A 19520-nucleotide genomic window follows, 5' to 3' on the forward strand; every position below is an offset into this window, starting at 1 on the left:
TTTTACCGTTTCAGTAACTTAAATCCAATTTCTCTTCCTTGTCCCTGAAACATGGCAAGATTAATCCAAAACCAAGCGAATTGCTCCATCAATTCAAATTTGTCATTTCCACCAATTGAATAGCAAGCTTCAAATCCAGCATCTTTTGCAAGTTGGATTGCGACAGTTTTCCCTTTTTCACTATCTCCTGCGACAAACAAGTCCAATGAATGGGGTCCGTATTTAGGGTTTTGCAAGTTATTGTAGCCAGTGGTATTGAAACATTTGACTACATCTCTTGAGGCAGTATGATCAAGTATTGCAGCTGAGGTTGATTTATATCCAATGGGGCCATTTCCCATAATAATATTCATGGCGTCTATGATAATTTTTCCAGAAGTATCGCCTAAGCTTTGGGCTACTTCAATTGCTGCCTTTGCTGGAGTTGCTATTAAGATCACCTCAGAAATTTTTACAGCTTCAGATACTGAATGAACTGTTGTATTTGGATTTGAGACCAAATTATCTCCCTTAAAATTGGAGCTATCCTGAACACCCAAATGAATTTGATGCCCTGATTTTGCCCATTTAGTGGCTAATGCACCACCAACGTTGCCCGTTCCTATAATTGCTATTTTCATATCCTTACTTTTTTGATTTTAAATTCAACAAATCCACCACCAATTTCGCTGCTGCTTCACCAGAATTTTGCTGTTGGCCTGTAATCAAGTTTCCATCTTGAATGGCATAGGAAGAAAATGGAGAAGAAACTTTAAAAGTTGTTCCTTTCAATTTTCTTGCTTCTTCTTCTATTCGATAAGGCTGAATTTTCATTCCTACTGCCTGATCTGCAAATTCTTCCTCAGCATCTGCAAATCCCGTCCATGTCTTTCCTGTCACAAGGAGCTCACCGTTAGACTTTTTTGCTTCCAATAGGAGAGTAGTAGCATGACAAACAGCGGCACTGGGTTTACCTGATTCAAAAAATGTCACAAATAGCTTTTCCAAGTTGGTATTTCCTCTGAAAGTGTACATGGGACCTTGACCTCCAACGAGAAATATAGCATCAAAATCCGAAGGATTGACAGAACTCAATTTTCTAGTGTTTTTCAGCATTTCATTGAATTCAGGTTTTTGCATATAGCCCAATGAAATCACATCATGTGCGGAATAGCCACTGGAATCATTTGGATTGGAGTAAGCATCCATTTCCAGTTTTCCTCCCTCGGTAGAAGCCAACTCCACTTCATAGCCTGCTTCCTGGAAAACTCGAAGAGGATGTGTCAACTCTGCCGCCCAAAATCCAATTGGCCAACCAGTTTGTTTTGATCTTGTAGGAGAACTGGCAACCATTAATATTTTTCCTTTAAATGGTGCACCATGGAAATGCACGTAGCCTTGTTTTTCTTGAATCTTGCTCATAAAATTTTGGTTTAGCGAACAAGACAAATTTGAAATTAAACAGTACCTTTAACAATATACTTACTTATAGTTATGATATACACTTTTAGGAAAGAAATGGAAAATTGATACGATATGCCTGATTTCTTGTTTGACAAAAAGCTTTATTACAATCCTGTAGAGTTTGCAATGGACAGGATCGGTGGAACTTGGAAAATGCCTATTCTTTGGAGATTAAAAGACCGGGTAATGCGCTATGGAGAACTTAAAAAAGATATTCCGCATATCACTCATAAAATGTTGACCAGTCAATTGAGAGAACTGGAAGCCGAAGGGTTTATTGATAGAAAAGTCTATCCCGTAGTGCCTCCAAAAGTTGAATACTCTATCACTGAGAGGGGTTTAAGTGCTGTACCAATTATTGAAACAATCAGAAATTATGGACTTCAGTTGATGGAGGAGTTCAATGTAAATGAAAACCATTAATTCTTAACCAATGAAATACCCCATTTACTTAGACTATAATGCCACTACTCCTTGCACTGAAGAAGTAATAAAATCCATGCTTCCATTTTTTTCGAATCATTTTGGAAATGCGGCGAGTAAGAGTCATCCCTTTGGCTGGGTTGCCGAGAATGCGGTAGAAGAAGCCCGGGAAAAAATTGCTCAATTGATTGGTGCTAAGTCTAAGGAGATAATTTTTACATCTGGAGCTACAGAGGCCTTAAATTTGGCTATAAAAGGTACTTTCGAAGCTTTTTTACCTGAAAAACAGCATTTTATCACCTGTCAAACAGAGCATAAAGCCGTTTTGGATTGCTTTGAAGAAATTGAAAAAAGGGGAGGAGAGGTGACCTATTTACCCGTAGACGAGATGGGTAAAATAAGCATAGATCAACTAGTCAAAGCCATTCTCCCGACTACCAAAGCGATTTGCCTGATGTGGGCAAATAATGAAACTGGAATTATTCATCCCATAGAGGAAATCGCAAATTTATGTGAGGATAGAAATCTGATTTTGATTACGGATGCAGTGCAGGCAGCAGGTAAGATTCCGGTTTCTACCCAAGGAATTCATTTGATGGCTATTTCTGCCCACAAATTATACGGTCCTAAAGGTATAGGCGCATTGTACGTGCGACACAACCATGAATTACCCAAACCAATGGCTCAAATTCATGGAGGAGGCCATGAAAAAGGAATGAGAAGTGGGACATTGAATGTACCCGGAATAGTGGGATTTGGAAAAGCCGCTGAGCTGAGAATGGAAGAAATGAATGAAGAAGCTAATCGATTGCAAAAGCTTAGAAATCAGTTGCAAGAGGGATTACTAAAAATCTCCGGAACACAATTGAACGGAAGTCAAGATAATCGTTTACCCCATGTTTGCAACATCGCATTTTCAGGTGTAGAAGGAGAGGAGCTATTGAAAAGAGTGAATCAGAAAGTTGCGGTGAGTTCGGGTTCTGCTTGCACATCCATTTCCCCTAAACCTAGTCATGTATTGAAAGCCATGGGATTGGATTCAGATTTAGGAAGAGCTTCAATTCGATTTTCGTTGGGAAGAAAAACTAGCGAAGACGAAATTCTACAAACCATAGATTGGGTAGAAAAAGTAGTAAAGGAATTAAGAGGATAGATCTTATTTGAGATTCTTGATCTTTTTCAAATCATCTTCAGTATCCAAATCAATCGAACCCTCAGGGAAATCAAGCGCTAAAACATCTTCAGAATGATTGAAAATTACCTTTTTGGCACCCTCTGAACCTTTGAGGCTCAGTAATTCATTGAAATAAGATGCATCAAAAAGCGCAGGCACTCCCATGGTTTCAGAGTAAGAACAAGCAATGATTCCTTTACCAGAGCTTTCTTTCTCCTCAATCAATCTATTCAAAAGAACCGCATCAACAAATGGCTGGTCGCATAGCATCAAAATCACTTGATCGGTTTGGCTATTTTCTATCAAAAATTTGAGCCCTGTCTGCATACTGGAAGCCATACCTTCTTCCCAGCTCTTATTGAATACAACATTTACGTTTTTGCTTTCAAAACCAGTTTGGATCAAGTCAGGATTCCAACCCAAAACAACTACCATTGAATCCGCTTGGCATTTTTTAGCTTCTTCTATAGCGTTTTGAATCAGCGTTTTACCTCCCAGCTCCACCAATTGCTTAGGTCTACCTAATCTGGAAGATGAACCTGCGGCCAAAAGAATTATGCCTGTTTTCATAGCCCAGACTCGTGAATGGGACCTTTTTTGTCCCGAAGGAAAATGGGACTCTTTTGATTTAGAACTGCTTTAATTTCTGCCATAATAGAAAGCGCAATTTCTTCAGAAGTTTCAGCTCCGATTTCAAGACCTACAGGGGCATAAATATTCTCCATGTTGACTTGCAATCCTATGGATTCCAATCGCTGTACCAACTTTTCAGTCTTTTTCTTAGGACCAAGAATTCCGATATAGGGAAGGTTTGATTTCAAAAGTTTTTCCAAAATAATCACCTCATATTCAAAATTATGGGTCATTAAAAGAGCAACAGTATTGGAATCAGTACTTATGCTTGGCAGCACTTCTTCTGCAGAACCAACGATAATATTTTGAACCGATGGAAAACGTGCAGATGTAGCCTGATTTTTTCTTCCATCGAAAAGAAATAGCTCCATTCCCAATAATTCAGCCATTTGGGCAACAGGTCGAGTATCATTTCCCGCACCAAAAAGTAATACCCTCGTCACAGGATGTATTTTTTCGAAGAATACGGAAATCTGATCCAACTCTTCGTATTCCCTGATTTGACTCTGATTTTCTTCAAAGCCATTGATTTCATGTTTTATCCTGAGCCATTGCTGAGGATTCAATTTTCCAGAATTGCCGAATTCCTGATTTCCTCTTTTCAAAAAGATGGTACCTATCTGCTCTGATTTAGATCTAGGAATAGAAAATACAGTAAGCAGAAGACTGGATTCACGCTCTTGGATGGCTTCCTTGATTAATTCAACGGGGTTGCTTGGGTTAGAAAATTCCAATGGTTCAATCAATACGTGGATTATTCCATTGCAACCTAGCCCTACACCGAATTTTTGATCATCTTCATCCGTAGTATCATAAGTGACCAACATAGATTTTTGCTGAAAAATTACTGTTTGGGCCTTTCTCAAGGCATCTCCTTCCAAACAGCCCCCACTGATGGCACCTGTTAATTGTCCATCTTGGGTTACGAGCATTCTCGCGCCTGGTCTTCTATAGGCAGATCCATCTACTTTTACCACAGTAGCCAATGCGGCTGAAATGGATTCTTCCTTGCAAACTTCGTAAGCCTGAATAATCTGCTTGAACTCTTTCATGCGCCTAAGTTAACTCAATTGGCTAACTGCATCCTTTCATTTTTCAAACAAAACCATACAGAAAGCAAACAAGATGAAAATAAATAGACAATGAAGAAAGTCAAGGCTCCGGGTAAAATTTGATTGATCCCAAACCAATCACCTGAAGTAAAAATGAAGTAAAAGGCATATATCACTTTCAAAACTTCCCAAACCCAAGCATTGGGATTTCTATCCATTAGTTCGGTGTAGGAGTAAACTGTCAAAAAGACAAAGGCTCCGTAATAAAAGATATCAGGCACTCCAATGCTGGCTAAATTTCCAAACAAATAGCTTAGAAGGAGCAAAAGCACAATTAACTGGGCAAAACTCCAAATCAACATTCCTTTGCTGAGGAATGGGTTGTATTTCTGAAAGTGATAAACGTCTTCAATTTTGTAGACAGGGTATTTTTTTGCAACATCTTTGGGTCTCCAACCCAATGGCATAAACCAAATTTTCAGCTTGTCTTTCCAATCTTGAGCTCTCCAAGCATCCTTGATCAGAAGCCAAAGGTGCATAAAATTGATTTTAATCGGATTCCAGGTTCGAACTGGTCTTGTCACCCCATAAACTGCTGGGATATCATCCTGTTCCTCCTGATAGGTTCCAAATAGCTTGTCCCAAATGATAAAAATTTGTCCATAATTCTTATCCAAATATTCCGGATTGATGGCATGGTGAACCCGGTGATGGGAAGGAGTAACGATGATTTTTTCCAAGAAACCCATTTTGCCAATATGTCTGGTGTGATACCAGAACTGAGCAAAGAGATGTAAGGGAGCTACAATGGCAATTACTTGGGCTGGAACCCCCAATAAAGCAGCCGGAAGCAAGAAAATTCCGAATATTTTGACAATTGAGGAGATACTTTGTCTCAATGCACAGGCCAGATTAAATTCCTCTGAGCTATGGTGAATGATGTGGTTGTTCCAAAATAAATTATACTCATGGGAAATTCTATGCACCCAATAACCTGCAAAATCCAAAGCAATAAAGGCAATTACATATGTCAACCAAGACGCATCGATTTGAAATAATCCAAATTTTCCAGCCATCCATTCATAAGAGATAACTACGATACTTAAACCCAAGACATCTTTGGTCACATTGGTTATTCCCGAGCTGAGACTCGCAATCATATCATTGACAGGAACTGTATCATTTCCTTTCCATACACCCCAAAACTTCTCAAACAGCACCAGCACAAAAAAGGCAGGCATAGCAATTAATAAGATTTTACCGTAGGTTTCCATTTGAGTTTATTATCCGATACTAAACTTAGGAATTATGCTGATTCCATTCAAATTCCATGGATTTGAGCAGCTTTTTTTGATACATATCAACCAAAGAATATCTTTTAAATAGATACCAGAAAAATATTTCTATTTTTCTACTCTCTAAATCCAAGGCATGAATCGATTATACCTATTAATAACCTTATTTTCTTTGGTCTGGTTTCCAACTTTTGCTCAACTAGATAAAGTTGAGATACAGCGCCTTTCCGAAGAAAGTTTACTCCCGTCTTTAAACAAGTTTAATGAATTCCTGAAAATCCCGAATAACGGCCGGTTTCCTGATCAAATTCAAGCAAATCTCAATTGGTGTCAAAAAGAATTGAACAAACTTGGATTTGAAACGCAAGTACTCAGCGCAGGGGGAGTTCCTCATTTATTTGCAAAAGGAAAGTTTGACCCCGCAAAAAAAACTATTCTGGTTTACTTGCAGATTGATGGGCAAGCAGTGGATACCTCAGCATGGAACCAAAAAAGTCCATTTATTCCTGCCTTGAAAAAAGAAGTTGATGGGAAATTGCAGGAAATAGATTGGAGTTCATTGAATGACAGGATCGATTTGGATTGGAAAATTTTTGCCCGGTCGGCTTCAGACTCCAAAGGTCCAGCCATGAGCATTTTGACAGCAATGGAGATTTTTCAGCAAAATCAACTTGAGCCGGCAGTGAACCTGAAGCTGATTCTCGATTTTCAAGAAGAACTCTCATCTCCAGAATTAGCTGGAATAGTGCAGGCTAATCAAGCATTATTTGCAGCCGATGGGATATTGATCATGGACGGTACCCGTCACTTATCCAACCTCCCCAATCTAGCATTTGGTGCAAGAGGAATAGCTACTGCCACTATCAAAGTATTTGGAGCAAAAGAAAATCTGCATTCCGGACAATATGGGAATTTCTCTCCGAACCCGGTTTTTGGCTTATCCAGACTGCTGGCAGCAATGAAAGATGAGTATGGGAAAGTAGCAGTCCCGGGCTTTTATGAAGGAGTCAATTTAAGTGAATCCGACATGCAAGCTATGGCCGAAGTGCCGGAATCTATGGAAGAAATACTGTATGAACTTGGAATAGCTAAAGCAGATCAAGTGGGAGGGAGCTATCAGGAAGCCATGCAGTATCCATCATTAAATATTAGGGGAATCAATGCAGGTTGGGTAGGAAAGGAGGTAAGGACCTTGATACCTTCTGTGGCCATAGCAGAAATTGATATCCGGACAGTCAAAGAGACTCCCGGAGAGAGACAAATAGCACTTTTGCGAAAATTTATCACCGATCAAGGCTATCATATAATAGCTGGAGAGGAGCCAAGCTTGGAAGAGCGAAAGGCTTACTCTAAACTTGCCTCTTTTGATTTTCGCATCGGTTCCCAGCCTTTCAGAACCTCCATGGATTCTGATTTTGCACTATGGTTGGAAGCAGGAATGAAGCATGTTTTTGGATCAGATTATGTCAAAACCAGACAAACGGGTGGTTCCCAACCAATGGCACCCTTCATCAATATTTTAAATGCTCCGGCAGTTTCCGTACGGATTCCAAATCCAGATAACAACATTCACGGACCTAATGAGAATATCAGAATTGGTAACTATCTGGAAGGAATTCAAACTTGTTTAAGTATTCTTTCCCAACCTTTTCAATGAATTCATTTGATGAAATCATATCTCTAGTAATTGTTTTATTAACAGTTACTTTTGTATTGAAAATCAATACATTAAATAATAAAATAATCGAAGAAATTCTCAACTGGTTTCCTGCAATTTTATTTGCTTATGTGATCCCGGCAGGATTTACGCACCTCTTTGGATGGGATTTATCCAGTGTTTATTTACACAGCCTCAGCAGAAACTGGATTATCCCAATCACCCTTTTGGCAGTTATGTCCGCATTACCTTTCAAGCAGTTGGCAGTAGTAGGATTTAGACCTTTGGTTTTATTTTTTGGAGGAAGTCTTTTTATAGCAACATTACCCGTGCTATTGGTTTCAGGTGTGCTTTTAATCGAACCAGGTAATGATGTTATCTTTTTCGAACAGGAATATTGGAAAGGCCTCGTCCCCATAGTTGGAGGCTGGATTGGTGGAAGTACCTCTCAGTTGATTTTAAAAGAGCTCGCCCAAACCCCTGAAAATATCTTTCTCTCAGTTTTGGTATTGGATAATATTTTGGTCAATATCTGGACAATCTTAATGTTTCAGTTTATCAAAAAAGGAGAAGTTCTCAGCAAACTGATAGGAATCAAAGATCCTCTTCCAAGCACCCTAGCTGACCCCAAACTCAATTCTGGAAGGAAAATTAAACCGCTGGTGATCATTCTAATTTTTGCTCTGATCACAGGTATCAGTTACTTTTTAAATCTATCATTCCTCATGCTGGTTATAAGTTTATCAATTTTGGGAATGCTTTTGGGTAACTTGATTACACATTGGAATACCTCATTTTCCCTAAAAATGGGAGGAGTCTGTATTGTTTTGGTCATGGCCATCCTTGGATTGCGATTAGATTTCAGCAACCTAACCTTACCTTGGAGCTTTGTAAGTTTGGTTTTGGTATGGTTGATTTTGCACTTTATTCTCATGCTAGCTCTTTCCAAAGTATTGAGGCTTAATCTTATTTGGGTTCCCATCGCATCCATGGCAAATTTGGGCGGAATTTCTACTGCTCCGGCCGTTACAGCTGCATATAGGAAAGATTTAATGCCTCATGCGGTGCTATTAGCCATTTTGAGTATGGTTACCGGAACAGGGTGGGGGATGCTCACTATTTATTTATTCCAACAATTCTGAAGCAAGCAGCTTATTATTCTGATTAAATTCTAAAAAAGTATATGGACATTCCCAGTTTAGCCACCTTGAAAAAAGACCTTGGCTATCTTTCTGAACAGGAAATTAAAGATCTTTTGATCGAATTAATCAAGTTTAGCAGAGACAATAAGGCCTATTTATTTTTTAAACTCTATGAAAGGGATCAGCCAGGATTATTTGTAGAAATGGTTAAAGAAGACTTGTTAGTTGAATTTGAAAAGGCTAGGGTAGAGCATGGTTATTATGCGAAAAAATCAGCTCAAAGTATTCGAAGAAAAATGAATAAGCTTTTAAAATTATTAAAGTCCAAACCCGATCAGGCTGAGGTCATTCTTTTTTTCTGTGAAAAAATAAAGGAAATGGGATTTTTAAAGCACCGAAACTCTGTGATCAAAAATCTGTATGAGATCCAGAAAGGAAAAGTTGAAAAGTTAGTAAGTGGATTACACGAAGATTTACAATACGATTTTCAATTTCGACTGGAGAAACTATAAAAAAAGTCCGGGCAAATTACCCGGACTTTTTAAAACCAACCATCTACTATTAATTTACATTCACCCCAATATTTCCTTGGGCAACAACTGTTGCAAGTTCTGCCATGGAGAGGTGTACATTGATATATCCGTTAAATTCCAATAGTTGCTCATAAGTAATTGCTGTTTCATCATCTAAAGCAACAATATTGGTCATGCTCATTCCTGTAGTACCATCAACTGGCGTAAAGGTAAATGCAATGCTTCCGCCCATTTCGGCTGTATTATTGTGAATATGAGCTGGATGAGAAGAGCCTGCTATTGTGTTTTCTACATCTAAAATTGCTAGGGTAGTACCATTAGCTCTTTTTCTAAAAGTCGCAGTACCATTAATTCCTACTACATCTTTTTCACCTAATACATAGGTAGTTGACTCTCCGGTTAATTCATTAGATCCTATATCACCTTGAGCAACGATGGTTCCCAATTCACTTGCAGAAAGGTGCACATTGATATATCCATTGAATTCTAAAATATCATCATACCCGATCATAGAATCATCGTCTAGCGTGGCTACGTTGGTCACACTTACACCAGTTGCACCATTGACTGGAGTAAAAGTGAAGGCAATTCCACCACCTTCTAATGCCGTATTAAAGTGAATGTGTGCTGGATGCATTCCGTCTTCAGGAGTGTTCATCAACTCGATCATAGCTAAAGCTTCACCGTTCACACGCTTCTTGAAAGTAGCTGTACCGCTAATTCCATCCACATCTTTTTCTCCTAACTCATAAACTTTTTCTTCTCCAGTAAGCTCATTTTGACCTATATCTCCTTGGGCCACTAATGTTCCTAGGTCTTCAGCTGACAAGTGAATATTCACATATCCATCAAAATCCAATAATTGAGTATAGGTAATAGGAGTACCGTCATCTAGAGTTGAAATATTGGTTGCACTCATTCCTGATGCACCAACAACAGGGTTGAAAGAAACTGCGATTGCACCGCCTTCGGCTGCTGTATTAAAGTGAATGTGTCCTGGGTGCATGCCATCTTCTGGAGTTCCCATCAGCATAATTTCCGCTAATGTTTCACCATTGACTCTTTGACTGAAAGTAGCAGTACCGCTAATTCCATCTACATCTACAGAGCCTAGGGCATAAGTTTTAGACTCACCAGTTAAGGCATTCTCACCAATATCACCTTGAGCGATCAAGGTTGCTAAATCTGAACTTGACAAATGCACATTGATATAACCATCAAAATTGATTAGCTGCTCATAGGTAATAGCGCTACCATCGTCTAGTGAATTTACTGTGACGCTGCTCATTCCGGTTGTACCGTCAACTGTTCCTAAGGTTAATGCAATATCACCACCTTCAGCTGCAGTATTAAAATGAATATGAGCTGGATGCATACCACCAGAAGGTGTGCTTGACAGACGAAGATTAATAGTGGTTGTGTTATCGTCATTTTCAATGAATTCAGCTGTTCCAGAAATCGAAGGATCAGATACTGAGCTTAATTGAAAAGTTGCTGTTTGACCCGTAGGCATTGGCATGGGGTCAATTGGATCGATGTTTTGGTCGCAACTGACCAAAACTGCGGAGAATAATAAGAGTAATCCTCCCAAAATTTGTCTTGTGTAGTACATAATTTTTGAGGTTAGTTAAAATTTAAAATAGCAGGATTGGTTTCCTGAACTTTGATCTACCTTTTTAGCTACGAAGTGCTTTTAGGGTATGGATTGACTAAAATCAAAATTTTCAGGATTTTCTTTCTCTGTGGCTGCTGGGTGGAATTTGGGATATGCATTATTTGTTACATAATTTACATTATGTTAAGTAATAAATTTTGATACCCCGATTCCATTATAATTTTTTAACTTTTGCAAAATTTATCCCTACCCCAGAATTCACTGAATGAAGATCAATCTGTCTACCCTCGGTTTATTTGCAGGACCGCTTTCTTATTTTCTTATTTTATCTTTTGTCCAGTCTCCGGATTTAAATCCTCAAGCTTTAGCCATGCTGGCCTTAGCATCCTGGATGGCAATCTGGTGGATCACTGAAGCTTTGCCAATTGCAGCTACGGCTTTTCTTCCTTTAATATTTATGCCCACATTGGATATTCTTCCTATTGCTGAGGTTTCTTCCAATTACATGCATCCTACGGTGATGTTATATATGGGTGGATTTCTAATGGCTACAGGGATAGAAAAATGGAATCTACACCGCAGGATCGCCCTATCCATTATTAATTTTATTGGCACTGATCTTAGAACTATTGTTTTGGGATTTATTTTAGCTACTGGATTTCTATCCATGTGGATTTCAAATTCAGCCACTTCATTGATGATGTTACCCATTGGATTGGCTGTAGTAAAGCAATTTGAGGATTCATTTGGCTCCGAAAATTTTAGCCTCTCTCAAAAATTGGGGAAAAATATCATGTTGGGAATTGCCTACAGCGCTTCTATCGGAGGTGTGGCAACTCTTATCGGAACTCCTACTAACACGATTTTAGCCGCTGTAGTCTCAGACCTATATGATTATCAAATCGGATTAAATGAATGGATGCTTTTTGGCTTTCCTTTATCCATTTCACTTATTTTCATATGTTGGTGGTATTTAGTAACTTACGCCAATCCTCTCCCAAAAAGGTTTAAGCTAAACGATGCTAAAACCATCGTGTCTGAGCAGCTCCAAAAACTAGGAAAAATCTCCTATGAAGAAATAAATGTATTGGTCGTTTTTTCCTTAGTATGCTTTGCATGGATATCCAGAAGCTTCCTGTTAGATCAACTTATACCCGGTATTGACGACACCATAATTGTACTAACCGGAGTGGTAATTTTATTTCTCCTCCCCGATTCAACTAAAACTAAAAGAATTCTAGACTGGAAAACAGCAGAGCAAATTCCTTGGGGAATTTTAATCCTCTTTGGAGGTGGTTTGGCTTTGGCAGAAGGTTTTAAAGAAACAGGCTTAGCCGAGTGGATCGGTCAAAGATTCACCCTAATTGAAGGTGTGGGATTTTTCTTCCTGCTTTTGGTCATCATAGCATCTGTCAACTTTTTAACAGAGGTTACTTCCAATATGGCAACTGCTTCCATGCTTCTCCCGATTCTCGCTTCTGTAGCGATCAAATTAGACTTACATCCTTTCGGTTTGATGGTTGGCGCTACTCTGGCGGCCAGCTGTGCATTTATGCTCCCTGTTGCCACCCCTCCCAACGCAGTCGTTTTCGGATCTGGTTTTCTACAAATGAAAGATATGGTCAAGGCTGGGTTTTGGCTTAATATTTTATCAATTCTGCTTGTAACGCTTATGGTCTATTTCCTTCTTCCTTTGTTCTGGGATATTAATTTGCTTCAGAACCCATTTGATTAATTAAATAGCCTTTCCATCCCATAAACTAACCTATTCATCCCAACAAATTGACGCTGATTAGCTAACATGGTATTCTTGTATCCATGAAAGCAAGGGAAACAAAAAATTCAATTAGGCAGAAAAACGGGAAATCAGGTTTCTATTTTCTGATGATTGTGGCCTTGCTTTATCACATTTATTCCATTTTGACCCAATTCTAAGACCTATGAAGGTAAAAAGCTTTGATTTCAGGCAAATCGAATGGTGGCTAGTGAGCAGCGCTACCCTAACAGCATTCTTATTTATCCTCTTTGGATACAGACCACAGTTTTATAATGACTCTGGTCAGGAAATTTTCAAGTTTATCAGCAGACTTGTCATTTTGGGAACAATCTACACTGCTTTCCATTTGGTGCAGATGATTTTGATCCCCAAGTTTCAAAATGATAGCAACAAATGGCCCTCAATCTTACTAATGGCTTTAACCGGGGTTTTGACTTTTGTCATCTGCGCTATTTTCAGCTATCAATCAGGATTAGTCAAAACGGGCTTCCCTACTTTTTTGGTTGGAATTTTAGTCCTATTCATCTGCTATCTTCTTGCCGGAAGTCTCTTAAATCAGGCTTTAACTCCGCCAAGAGTCAGAGATTATCAATTGTATAATTATGCTCGTCTGATTGTAGCTTTCTTATTTACCTTTTTCTTCCTAATTCAGCTGGATCCCATTACAGGATTCGGTCCCTCCATTATTTTTGGAGTCTTCATCCCAATTATTTTCATTGCAGGCTTATTTAATTTCTTTTTGGTTTATGGAAAAAGAAGAGAAGGCAAAATTAAAGCATCAAGATGGTATAATTGGGGTTTGTCTGCTATCATACTTTTAATATTTCTTGTCATCTCTTTAGAAGAAAGTCAAGAGGAGATTTTTGTGATTGGTGGATTGGGAACAGTTGCCTTTATTCAATTGATCTTCTTTCCTCTCACAACTTTTCTTTTCAAAAAGTATGACAATTATATAGGCCAGATTACTTCCCTTAACACTAAAATTGATCAGGGACAGGCTAATATTGATTTTCTAAGATCTCAGATTAATCCGCATTTTCTTTTCAATGCTTTGAATACGCTATATGCGAGTTCATTGATAGAAAATGCAGAAAAAACATCAGATGGAATTCAGAAGCTTGGCGATATGATGCGCTTCATGCTGCATGAAAATCAAATGCCTCAAATTCCATTATCTAGAGAAATTACCTATCTCAGAAATTACCTGGATCTACAAATGCTACGATTTGGCGCACAGAAAAACCTGGAAACTGATATTCAAATCAATGAGAATCAATGTTCCGGAAAGATTGCTCCCATGCTGATTATTCCATTTGTAGAAAATGCTTTCAAGCATGGAATAAGTGCCAAAGAAAAATCCTGGATAAAAATAAATCTCAGATGTATTTCCGGTTCTTTACACCTGGATGTGGTCAATAGCGTTCACCCTAAAAGTTCAACTAAAGAATCAAAACAGGAGGAATCAGGCATAGGACTAGAAAATGTTAAAAAGCGATTGGAGTTACTATATCCTCATCAACATCAATTAAATATCGTTTCCAATGACAATGATTTCTTTGTACATTTTTCCATCCAATTAAAGTAAACCTATGCTGCAAGCAGTTGCAATAGACGATGAATCCTATGCGCTGGAAGTAATCAAAGCACATGCTTCAAAAGTGCCTTTTCTAGAAGTCAGTGCATATTTTACCAATGCTATTGAGGGATTGGAATACATTAAATCCAATCCTGTGCAAGTAGTATTTCTGGACATCAATATGCCGGATTTATCGGGAATTGATTTGGCGGAACTTCTACCTTCTGATGTGCAGGTGATTTTCACCACGGCTTATTCGGATTTTGCAGTCAAAGGTTTTGAGTTGAACGCCATGGATTATTTATTGAAGCCATTCTCTTTTCCGCGATTTCTAAAAGCTTGTCAAAAGGCCCAGGAATGGATCTCACTACATGAATCGGATAAAGATTCCCATCTATTCATCAAGACCTCTGAGGGAATCGCCAGAGTGGATTTCGACGAACTTCTGTACTGCGAGTCTCAGGGGAATTATGTCAACTTCCAGCTGGAAAATCATAAAATTGTAAGTCGAATGACTCTTTCTCAAGTAGAGAAAGAGCTTCCCTCCTACTTTTTTCGAACCCACCGTTCTTTTCTAGCCAATCGAAATCTTGTAAATAGAATAGAAAAGCATCAACTTCACCTCAAAGGGCATACTGTGCCTATCAGTTCCAGTTATGCTGATGAAGTGAACGAAATTTTCAAAAACAATCTTTAAAAACTGGTTACAAACTCCTTTCTATATTCTAAAGGAGTTTTTCCTATTTTTTCACGAAACTGCTTATTGAAGTTGGAAAGGGTGAAAAATCCACTTTCATAGCAAATTTGACTAATGTTCAACTGCTCATTTTGCAAAAGCTTACAGGCATGATTAATCCGGATAGAAGACAAGAAATCACTAAAGGATTGATTTGCTCTACTTTTAAAATAGCGACTAAAAGCACTTTCCGATAGATTACAGATATCCGCAACTTCCTTTAAAGCTATTTTTTCATTGAACCTATGCATGACAAACTCATAAACTAATCCCATTCTGTCTTTTTCAGATTCCTTGAAGGTATTAGTGTAGGCTGCATCAGCGATGATTTGGTACTCTTCGGATTGAGCGATTTTTTCCAATATAGTCAAAAGCTGAATGAGTGATTGGACTCCTTCCATTTTAAGAAGCTCCTTCATCATTTGAGTAATCTCTCGATTGGTTTTTCCTTGTACTTCCAATCCTCTCGAGGACTTATAAAGCATGTTTGCAATAGATGAGAATTCATTCAACTCAAATACTGCATTCTGGAGGAAGTGATCCGGGAAATAGATGACAATTCCATGGGTCTCTAACTTACTATCTATTTGAAAATATTCCTGATCATTTCTCCATAGATGAGGCAAATTTGGACCAGTCAAAACCATATCCCCTTCTTTAAATGAGCTCATATGATTACCAATAAAGCGTGTTCCTTTCCCTTTAAGGACTACAAAAAGCTGGTATTCGGAGTGAAAATGCCAATTGACATCGAAAAATGGGGCTTTTAATTCACGGATTAGAAAAGATTTGTCTTCGGGAATTCTAGACTTTTGAACAGGCTTTTTCACTACTTTATGCTATTTATTGAAGGCAAATTAAGAAAACATATCAAAATTCAGTCAGAATTTAAAAGTAAACAGTAAGATTTCCTGCCTAAAAATATGGAATATAGTATCCTGCAATTAAGGTAAACCCAAATCATGAATCAATCACCTAATTACTTTCTCAAGAGTCTATATTTCCTAGGATTTATTCTCCTTTTGACTGCTTGCAATAAACCTAAGAGTTTTCTCTCCATGACCGAGCCCAGAAGGGTTGAAATATTGGTTTTGGGGCATGAAAGTGAGCATCACAATTCCGAGCAACTGATGCTTTATTTAGGAACTCCCCTTTTTCAAAAAGGCATTAATTTGACCTATACCACCAATCCTGAGGATTTGAATGAGGATGTGCTTTACAATTATGATGGACTGATGATTTATGCTAATCATGATTCAATCAGCTCCTCACAGGAAAAAGCATTAAAAAAATACGTTCAAAGTGGAAAAGCTTTGATTCCGGTGCATAGTGCTTCTTGGTCTTTTAGAAATTCTGACTGGTATGTCAAGGCGGTTGGTGGGCAATTCAAATCCCATGGGGCTGAAAGATTCAAGGCTGAAATCGTGGATGCAGCACACCCAATCATGCAGGGAATTTCTGAGTTTGATACTTGGGATGAAACCTATGTGCATTCTCAATTGAACCCAGACATGCATGTTTTGATGGAACGAGTGGAGGGTGATCATAGAGAACCTTATGCTTGGACATTGGAGGAAGGAAAGGGAAGGGTATTTTACACTGCATATGGTCACAATGAAGAAACCTGGCAAAAGGCCGAGTTCCAAAATCTAATCGCCAATGGTATACTGTGGGCGGTGGGCGATAAAGTAAATGAGCTTTTACAGGCTTATGAAATTCCAACTCCTGAATTTCGGGATGCTGAGATTCCAAATTATGAAAGAAGAGATCCAGCCCCAAAATATCAGCTACCGCTTTCTCCTGAGCAAAGCATGAAATTGGTACAGCTACCTGTTGGTTTTGAAATGGAATTATTTGCCAGCGAACCCATGATCATCAATCCTATGGCAATGACCTGGGATGAAAGAGGAAGGCTTTTCGTCATCGAAACCGTGGATTATCCGAATGAGGTTAGAACTGAAGGTGGAAACGACAAAATCAAGATTTTGGAAGATACAGATGGAGATGGAAAGGCAGATAAAGTCACTGTTTTCGCGGATAATTTGAATATTCCCACATCAATTATGGCGGTCAATGGAGGCATTTTAATTTCTATGGCACCTGATTTTCTCTTCTTAAAAGATACAGATGGAGATGATGTGGCGGATGTGAGGGAAATATTGATGACTGGCTGGGGCAAAAGTGATACCCATGCAGGACCTTCCAACCTGAGATATGGATTTGACAATAAAATCTGGGGAGTCTTAGGCTATGCAGGCTTCAATGGAGAAGTAAGTGGCAAAAGACATTCCTTCGGACAAGGTGTGTATAGATTTGAGCCTTCGGGTGATAATCTGGAATATTTGGGAAACACCTCCAATAATACCTGGGGACTTGGTTTCACAGAAGATTTTGAGACATTTATTTCCACTGCCAATGGACAGCATAGCGTATATTTTTCCATGGCCAACAATTATGTCAAAAGGCCTATTTTCCAAGGTTCTGCTAATACGGTTCATGGAATCGACAGCCATTATGATATGCCTCATTTGACACCATTTTTAAGGCAAGTAGATTGGCATGGTGGCTACACCGCTGCTGCTGGACATAATTTTTATACCGCCAGAAGTTTTCCGGAAGAATATTGGAATACGATTGCCTTTGTGGCAGAACCAACTGGAAGGGTCCTTCACCGAGCAAAAATTCAGACTGATGGCTCTGGGTATAAAGAAAAAAATGACTTCAATATTTTGGCGAGCTCTGATGAATGGTTTTCACCAGTTCATGCAGAAGTTGGCCCTGATGGAGCTTTATGGGTTGCTGACTGGTACAACTTTATTATTCAGCATAATCCTACGCCTAGAGGATTTGAAAATGGAGCTGGAAATGCCTACATCAATCCGCTTCGGGACAGTCAACATGGTAGAATTTATATAATCAGTTATAAAGGTGGAAAAGATTCCAAAACTTTTGATCTCAAGGATGCCAGCGGAAAAGAGCTGATTGAGGCCCTAAAAAGTGATAACATGTTTTGGAGATTGACAGCGCAGCGCTTGATCGTGGAAAAGCAGGACAAATCTGTTATTTCTGATTTATATAAGATTATCTCCGACGAAAAAGTAGATCCAGTTGGTTTAAATGCTCCTGCTGTCAATGCATTATGGGCTTTACACGGTCTGGGAGAACTAGATGGAGAAAATGAAGAGGCATTTAAAACTGTCACTGAAGCCCTCTCCCATCCTTCTGCCGCGGTTAGAAAAAATGCACTTCGCGTTTTACCAAATACTCCGGCGTCTTTAGATGCGATTATGAATTCCGGAATTACTCAAGACCCGGATTTGGCTACCAGAAAGCACGCATTTCTGGCAGTTTCAGATATGCCTTTTTCTGAAAAGGCGGCTGCAATGTTAATTCAGGCTGCAGAAAGAGAAGAGAACGGGAAGGACAGCTTTTTACCTCAAGCGATTTTTGCAGCTGTTTTGGCGCACCCAACTGAATTTGCAAAAAGAGATAATTCCACAGCTTTAAGAGCTTCTGGAGATAGTGAACTTTCTTTGGCAGACAGAATTAGTCGTTCACTAGTAGCAGAGCAATACCCACTTGATCAGAGGAACAGTATCTTATTTCCTCCGGACGTAGCTGGAAAAGAAATAGCACTTCGAGTTATAGTGTCTAAAGGACAAAACCCATTGGAAGGTGTTTTGGTGGCTCAAGGAAATAATACCAATGGATATAGCCTGTATTTTTATCAAGATGCCCTTCATTTTGCAGTTGCACAAAATGAAAAACTCAATATTCTCAGCTCTAAGAAAACCCTTCCTGAAACTCAGTTTACCATCGATGCGAGTTTGAAAGAGGACGGCAGTATGACATTAAAAATCGATGGTGAGGAAATAGCCAAAGGAAAGACCAATGGATTATTTAAGGAGTCCTTATCTCCGAACCGAGTGAGAGTTGGTCAGAATGATAGTAGAAATGTGGTTGGAAAATACGAAGGCACTTGGTGGTTTGGCGGTAGACTCAGCAATAAATCTACTCTATCATTGAATAAGCCAGGGACATCCTTGATGGAAGAGGAGAGTTTTGTAGCCAGCCAACAGGCAAATGGAACTTCTATCATTAAACTGGGGGTCATTCCTCATGAAATGAAATTTGACAAAGCCACATTCACTGTAAAAGCTGGTTCGCAGGTGACTATAGACTTTGAGAACCCTGATTTTATGCAGCATAATCTGGTAATAGGCCAGAAAGGATCTATGGAACAGATCGGAAAGGCTGCGGATGAATTGGCTAGGGATCCAAAAGGAGCTGAACAGAATTATGTTCCTAAAATCCCTCAGGTGATAGCAGCCACGCGATTGGTAGACCCCGAAGGAAGAGAATCTCTTGTATTCATAGCTCCAACTGAGCCGGGTGAATATCCATTTATATGCACTGTGCCGGGGCATTGGAGAATAATGAACGGAATTATGAAAGTAGAATAGT

The 19520-nt window shown here is 39.0% G+C and carries 16 protein-coding genes; 9 read left to right on the forward strand and 7 right to left on the reverse strand.

From position 1 onward, the window contains the following. Positions 1–2 precede the first annotated feature (2 nt). Both GYM62_RS07075 and GYM62_RS07080 read right to left on the reverse strand, forming a co-directional pair. Positions 3–620 carry an NADPH-dependent F420 reductase gene (locus GYM62_RS07075; RefSeq protein WP_219958889.1) on the reverse strand — a complete coding sequence of 206 codons (618 nt, stop codon included), beginning with the start codon at positions 618–620 and terminating at the stop codon, positions 3–5. A 4-nt stretch (positions 621–624) separates the two neighbouring features. Next, positions 625–1401, reverse strand: a complete 777-nt coding sequence (locus GYM62_RS07080) for a type 1 glutamine amidotransferase domain-containing protein (RefSeq protein WP_219958890.1) — start codon at positions 1399–1401, stop codon at positions 625–627. 114 nt (positions 1402–1515) lie between these two features. On the opposite strand from GYM62_RS07080, the gene GYM62_RS07085 reads away from it, so the two are divergent. Together GYM62_RS07085 and GYM62_RS07090 are read left to right on the forward strand one after the other, a co-directional pair. Continuing rightward, positions 1516–1866 carry a helix-turn-helix domain-containing protein gene (locus tag GYM62_RS07085; RefSeq protein WP_304504266.1) on the forward strand — a complete coding sequence of 117 codons (351 nt, stop codon included), beginning with the start codon at positions 1516–1518 and terminating at the stop codon, positions 1864–1866. A gap of 10 nt (positions 1867–1876) precedes the next feature. Further along, positions 1877–3019: a cysteine desulfurase family protein gene (locus tag GYM62_RS07090; RefSeq protein WP_219958891.1), complete on the forward strand. Its 1143-nt coding sequence runs from the start codon at positions 1877–1879 to the stop codon at positions 3017–3019. A gap of 3 nt (positions 3020–3022) precedes the next feature. On the opposite strand, the gene GYM62_RS07095 is transcribed toward GYM62_RS07090, so the two are convergent. From GYM62_RS07095 to GYM62_RS07105, 3 genes are read right to left on the reverse strand one after another with little or no spacing between them, the layout of a single operon-like run. Further along, positions 3023–3610, reverse strand: coding sequence for an NTP transferase domain-containing protein (locus GYM62_RS07095; protein WP_219958892.1), 588 nt, complete (start codon positions 3608–3610; stop codon positions 3023–3025). Next, positions 3607–4725: an XdhC family protein gene (locus GYM62_RS07100; RefSeq protein WP_219958893.1), complete on the reverse strand. Its 1119-nt coding sequence runs from the start codon at positions 4723–4725 to the stop codon at positions 3607–3609. Before GYM62_RS07100 ends, GYM62_RS07095 begins: the two co-directional genes overlap by 4 nt. Before the next feature lie 14 nt (positions 4726–4739). Next, a complete protein-coding gene (locus GYM62_RS07105) occupies positions 4740–5999 on the reverse strand; it encodes a sterol desaturase family protein (protein WP_219958894.1) in 1260 nt (419 codons plus the stop codon). Between the two features lie 157 nt (positions 6000–6156). On the opposite strand from GYM62_RS07105, the gene GYM62_RS07110 reads away from it, so the two are divergent. Genes GYM62_RS07110 through GYM62_RS07120 form a run of 3 tightly spaced genes read left to right on the forward strand, consistent with a single transcriptional unit; the run spans position 6157 to position 9331 of the window. Further along, entirely contained in the window at positions 6157–7677 is a 1521-nt protein-coding gene (locus tag GYM62_RS07110) for a M20/M25/M40 family metallo-hydrolase (RefSeq protein WP_219958895.1), read from the forward strand. Continuing rightward, the gene (locus GYM62_RS07115; RefSeq protein WP_219958896.1) at positions 7674–8819 is read left to right on the forward strand and encodes a DUF819 family protein; all 1146 of its coding nucleotides are present in this window, start codon (positions 7674–7676) and stop codon (positions 8817–8819) included. The genes GYM62_RS07110 and GYM62_RS07115 overlap by 4 nt, the downstream gene beginning before the upstream one ends. A gap of 41 nt (positions 8820–8860) precedes the next feature. Further along, on the forward strand, positions 8861–9331 hold the full coding sequence (locus GYM62_RS07120) for a hypothetical protein (protein WP_219958897.1): 471 nt from the start codon (positions 8861–8863) through the stop codon (positions 9329–9331). Between the two features lie 49 nt (positions 9332–9380). Here GYM62_RS07120 and GYM62_RS07125 read toward each other — a convergent pair whose 3' ends face one another. Beyond that, complete coding sequence (locus GYM62_RS07125; protein ID WP_219958898.1) at positions 9381–10964, reverse strand: CHRD domain-containing protein; 1584 nt, start codon at positions 10962–10964, stop codon at positions 9381–9383. 268 nt (positions 10965–11232) lie between these two features. On the opposite strand from GYM62_RS07125, the gene GYM62_RS07130 reads away from it, so the two are divergent. The 3 genes from GYM62_RS07130 (at position 11233) to GYM62_RS07140 (ending at position 15017) form a co-directional block, all read left to right on the forward strand. Beyond that, the gene (locus tag GYM62_RS07130; protein ID WP_219958899.1) at positions 11233–12702 is read left to right on the forward strand and encodes a DASS family sodium-coupled anion symporter; all 1470 of its coding nucleotides are present in this window, start codon (positions 11233–11235) and stop codon (positions 12700–12702) included. Between the two features lie 205 nt (positions 12703–12907). Then, positions 12908–14329, forward strand: coding sequence for a sensor histidine kinase (locus GYM62_RS07135; protein ID WP_219958900.1), 1422 nt, complete (start codon positions 12908–12910; stop codon positions 14327–14329). A gap of 4 nt (positions 14330–14333) precedes the next feature. After that, entirely contained in the window at positions 14334–15017 is a 684-nt protein-coding gene (locus tag GYM62_RS07140; RefSeq protein ID WP_219958901.1) for a LytTR family DNA-binding domain-containing protein, read from the forward strand. Here the strand turns inward: GYM62_RS07140 and GYM62_RS07145 are convergent. After that, a complete protein-coding gene (locus GYM62_RS07145) occupies positions 15014–15886 on the reverse strand; it encodes an AraC family transcriptional regulator (protein ID WP_219958902.1) in 873 nt (290 codons plus the stop codon). The two genes, GYM62_RS07140 and GYM62_RS07145, sit on opposite strands and share 4 nt — an antisense overlap. A 132-nt stretch (positions 15887–16018) precedes the next feature. On the opposite strand from GYM62_RS07145, the gene GYM62_RS07150 reads away from it, so the two are divergent. Continuing rightward, positions 16019–19519, forward strand: a complete 3501-nt coding sequence (locus GYM62_RS07150; protein ID WP_219958903.1) for a PVC-type heme-binding CxxCH protein — start codon at positions 16019–16021, stop codon at positions 19517–19519. Position 19520 lies beyond the last annotated feature (1 nt).

The sequence above is a fragment of the Algoriphagus sp. NBT04N3 genome (genome assembly GCF_019443765.1).
GTDB classification, from domain to species: domain Bacteria; phylum Bacteroidota; class Bacteroidia; order Cytophagales; family Cyclobacteriaceae; genus Algoriphagus; species Algoriphagus ornithinivorans.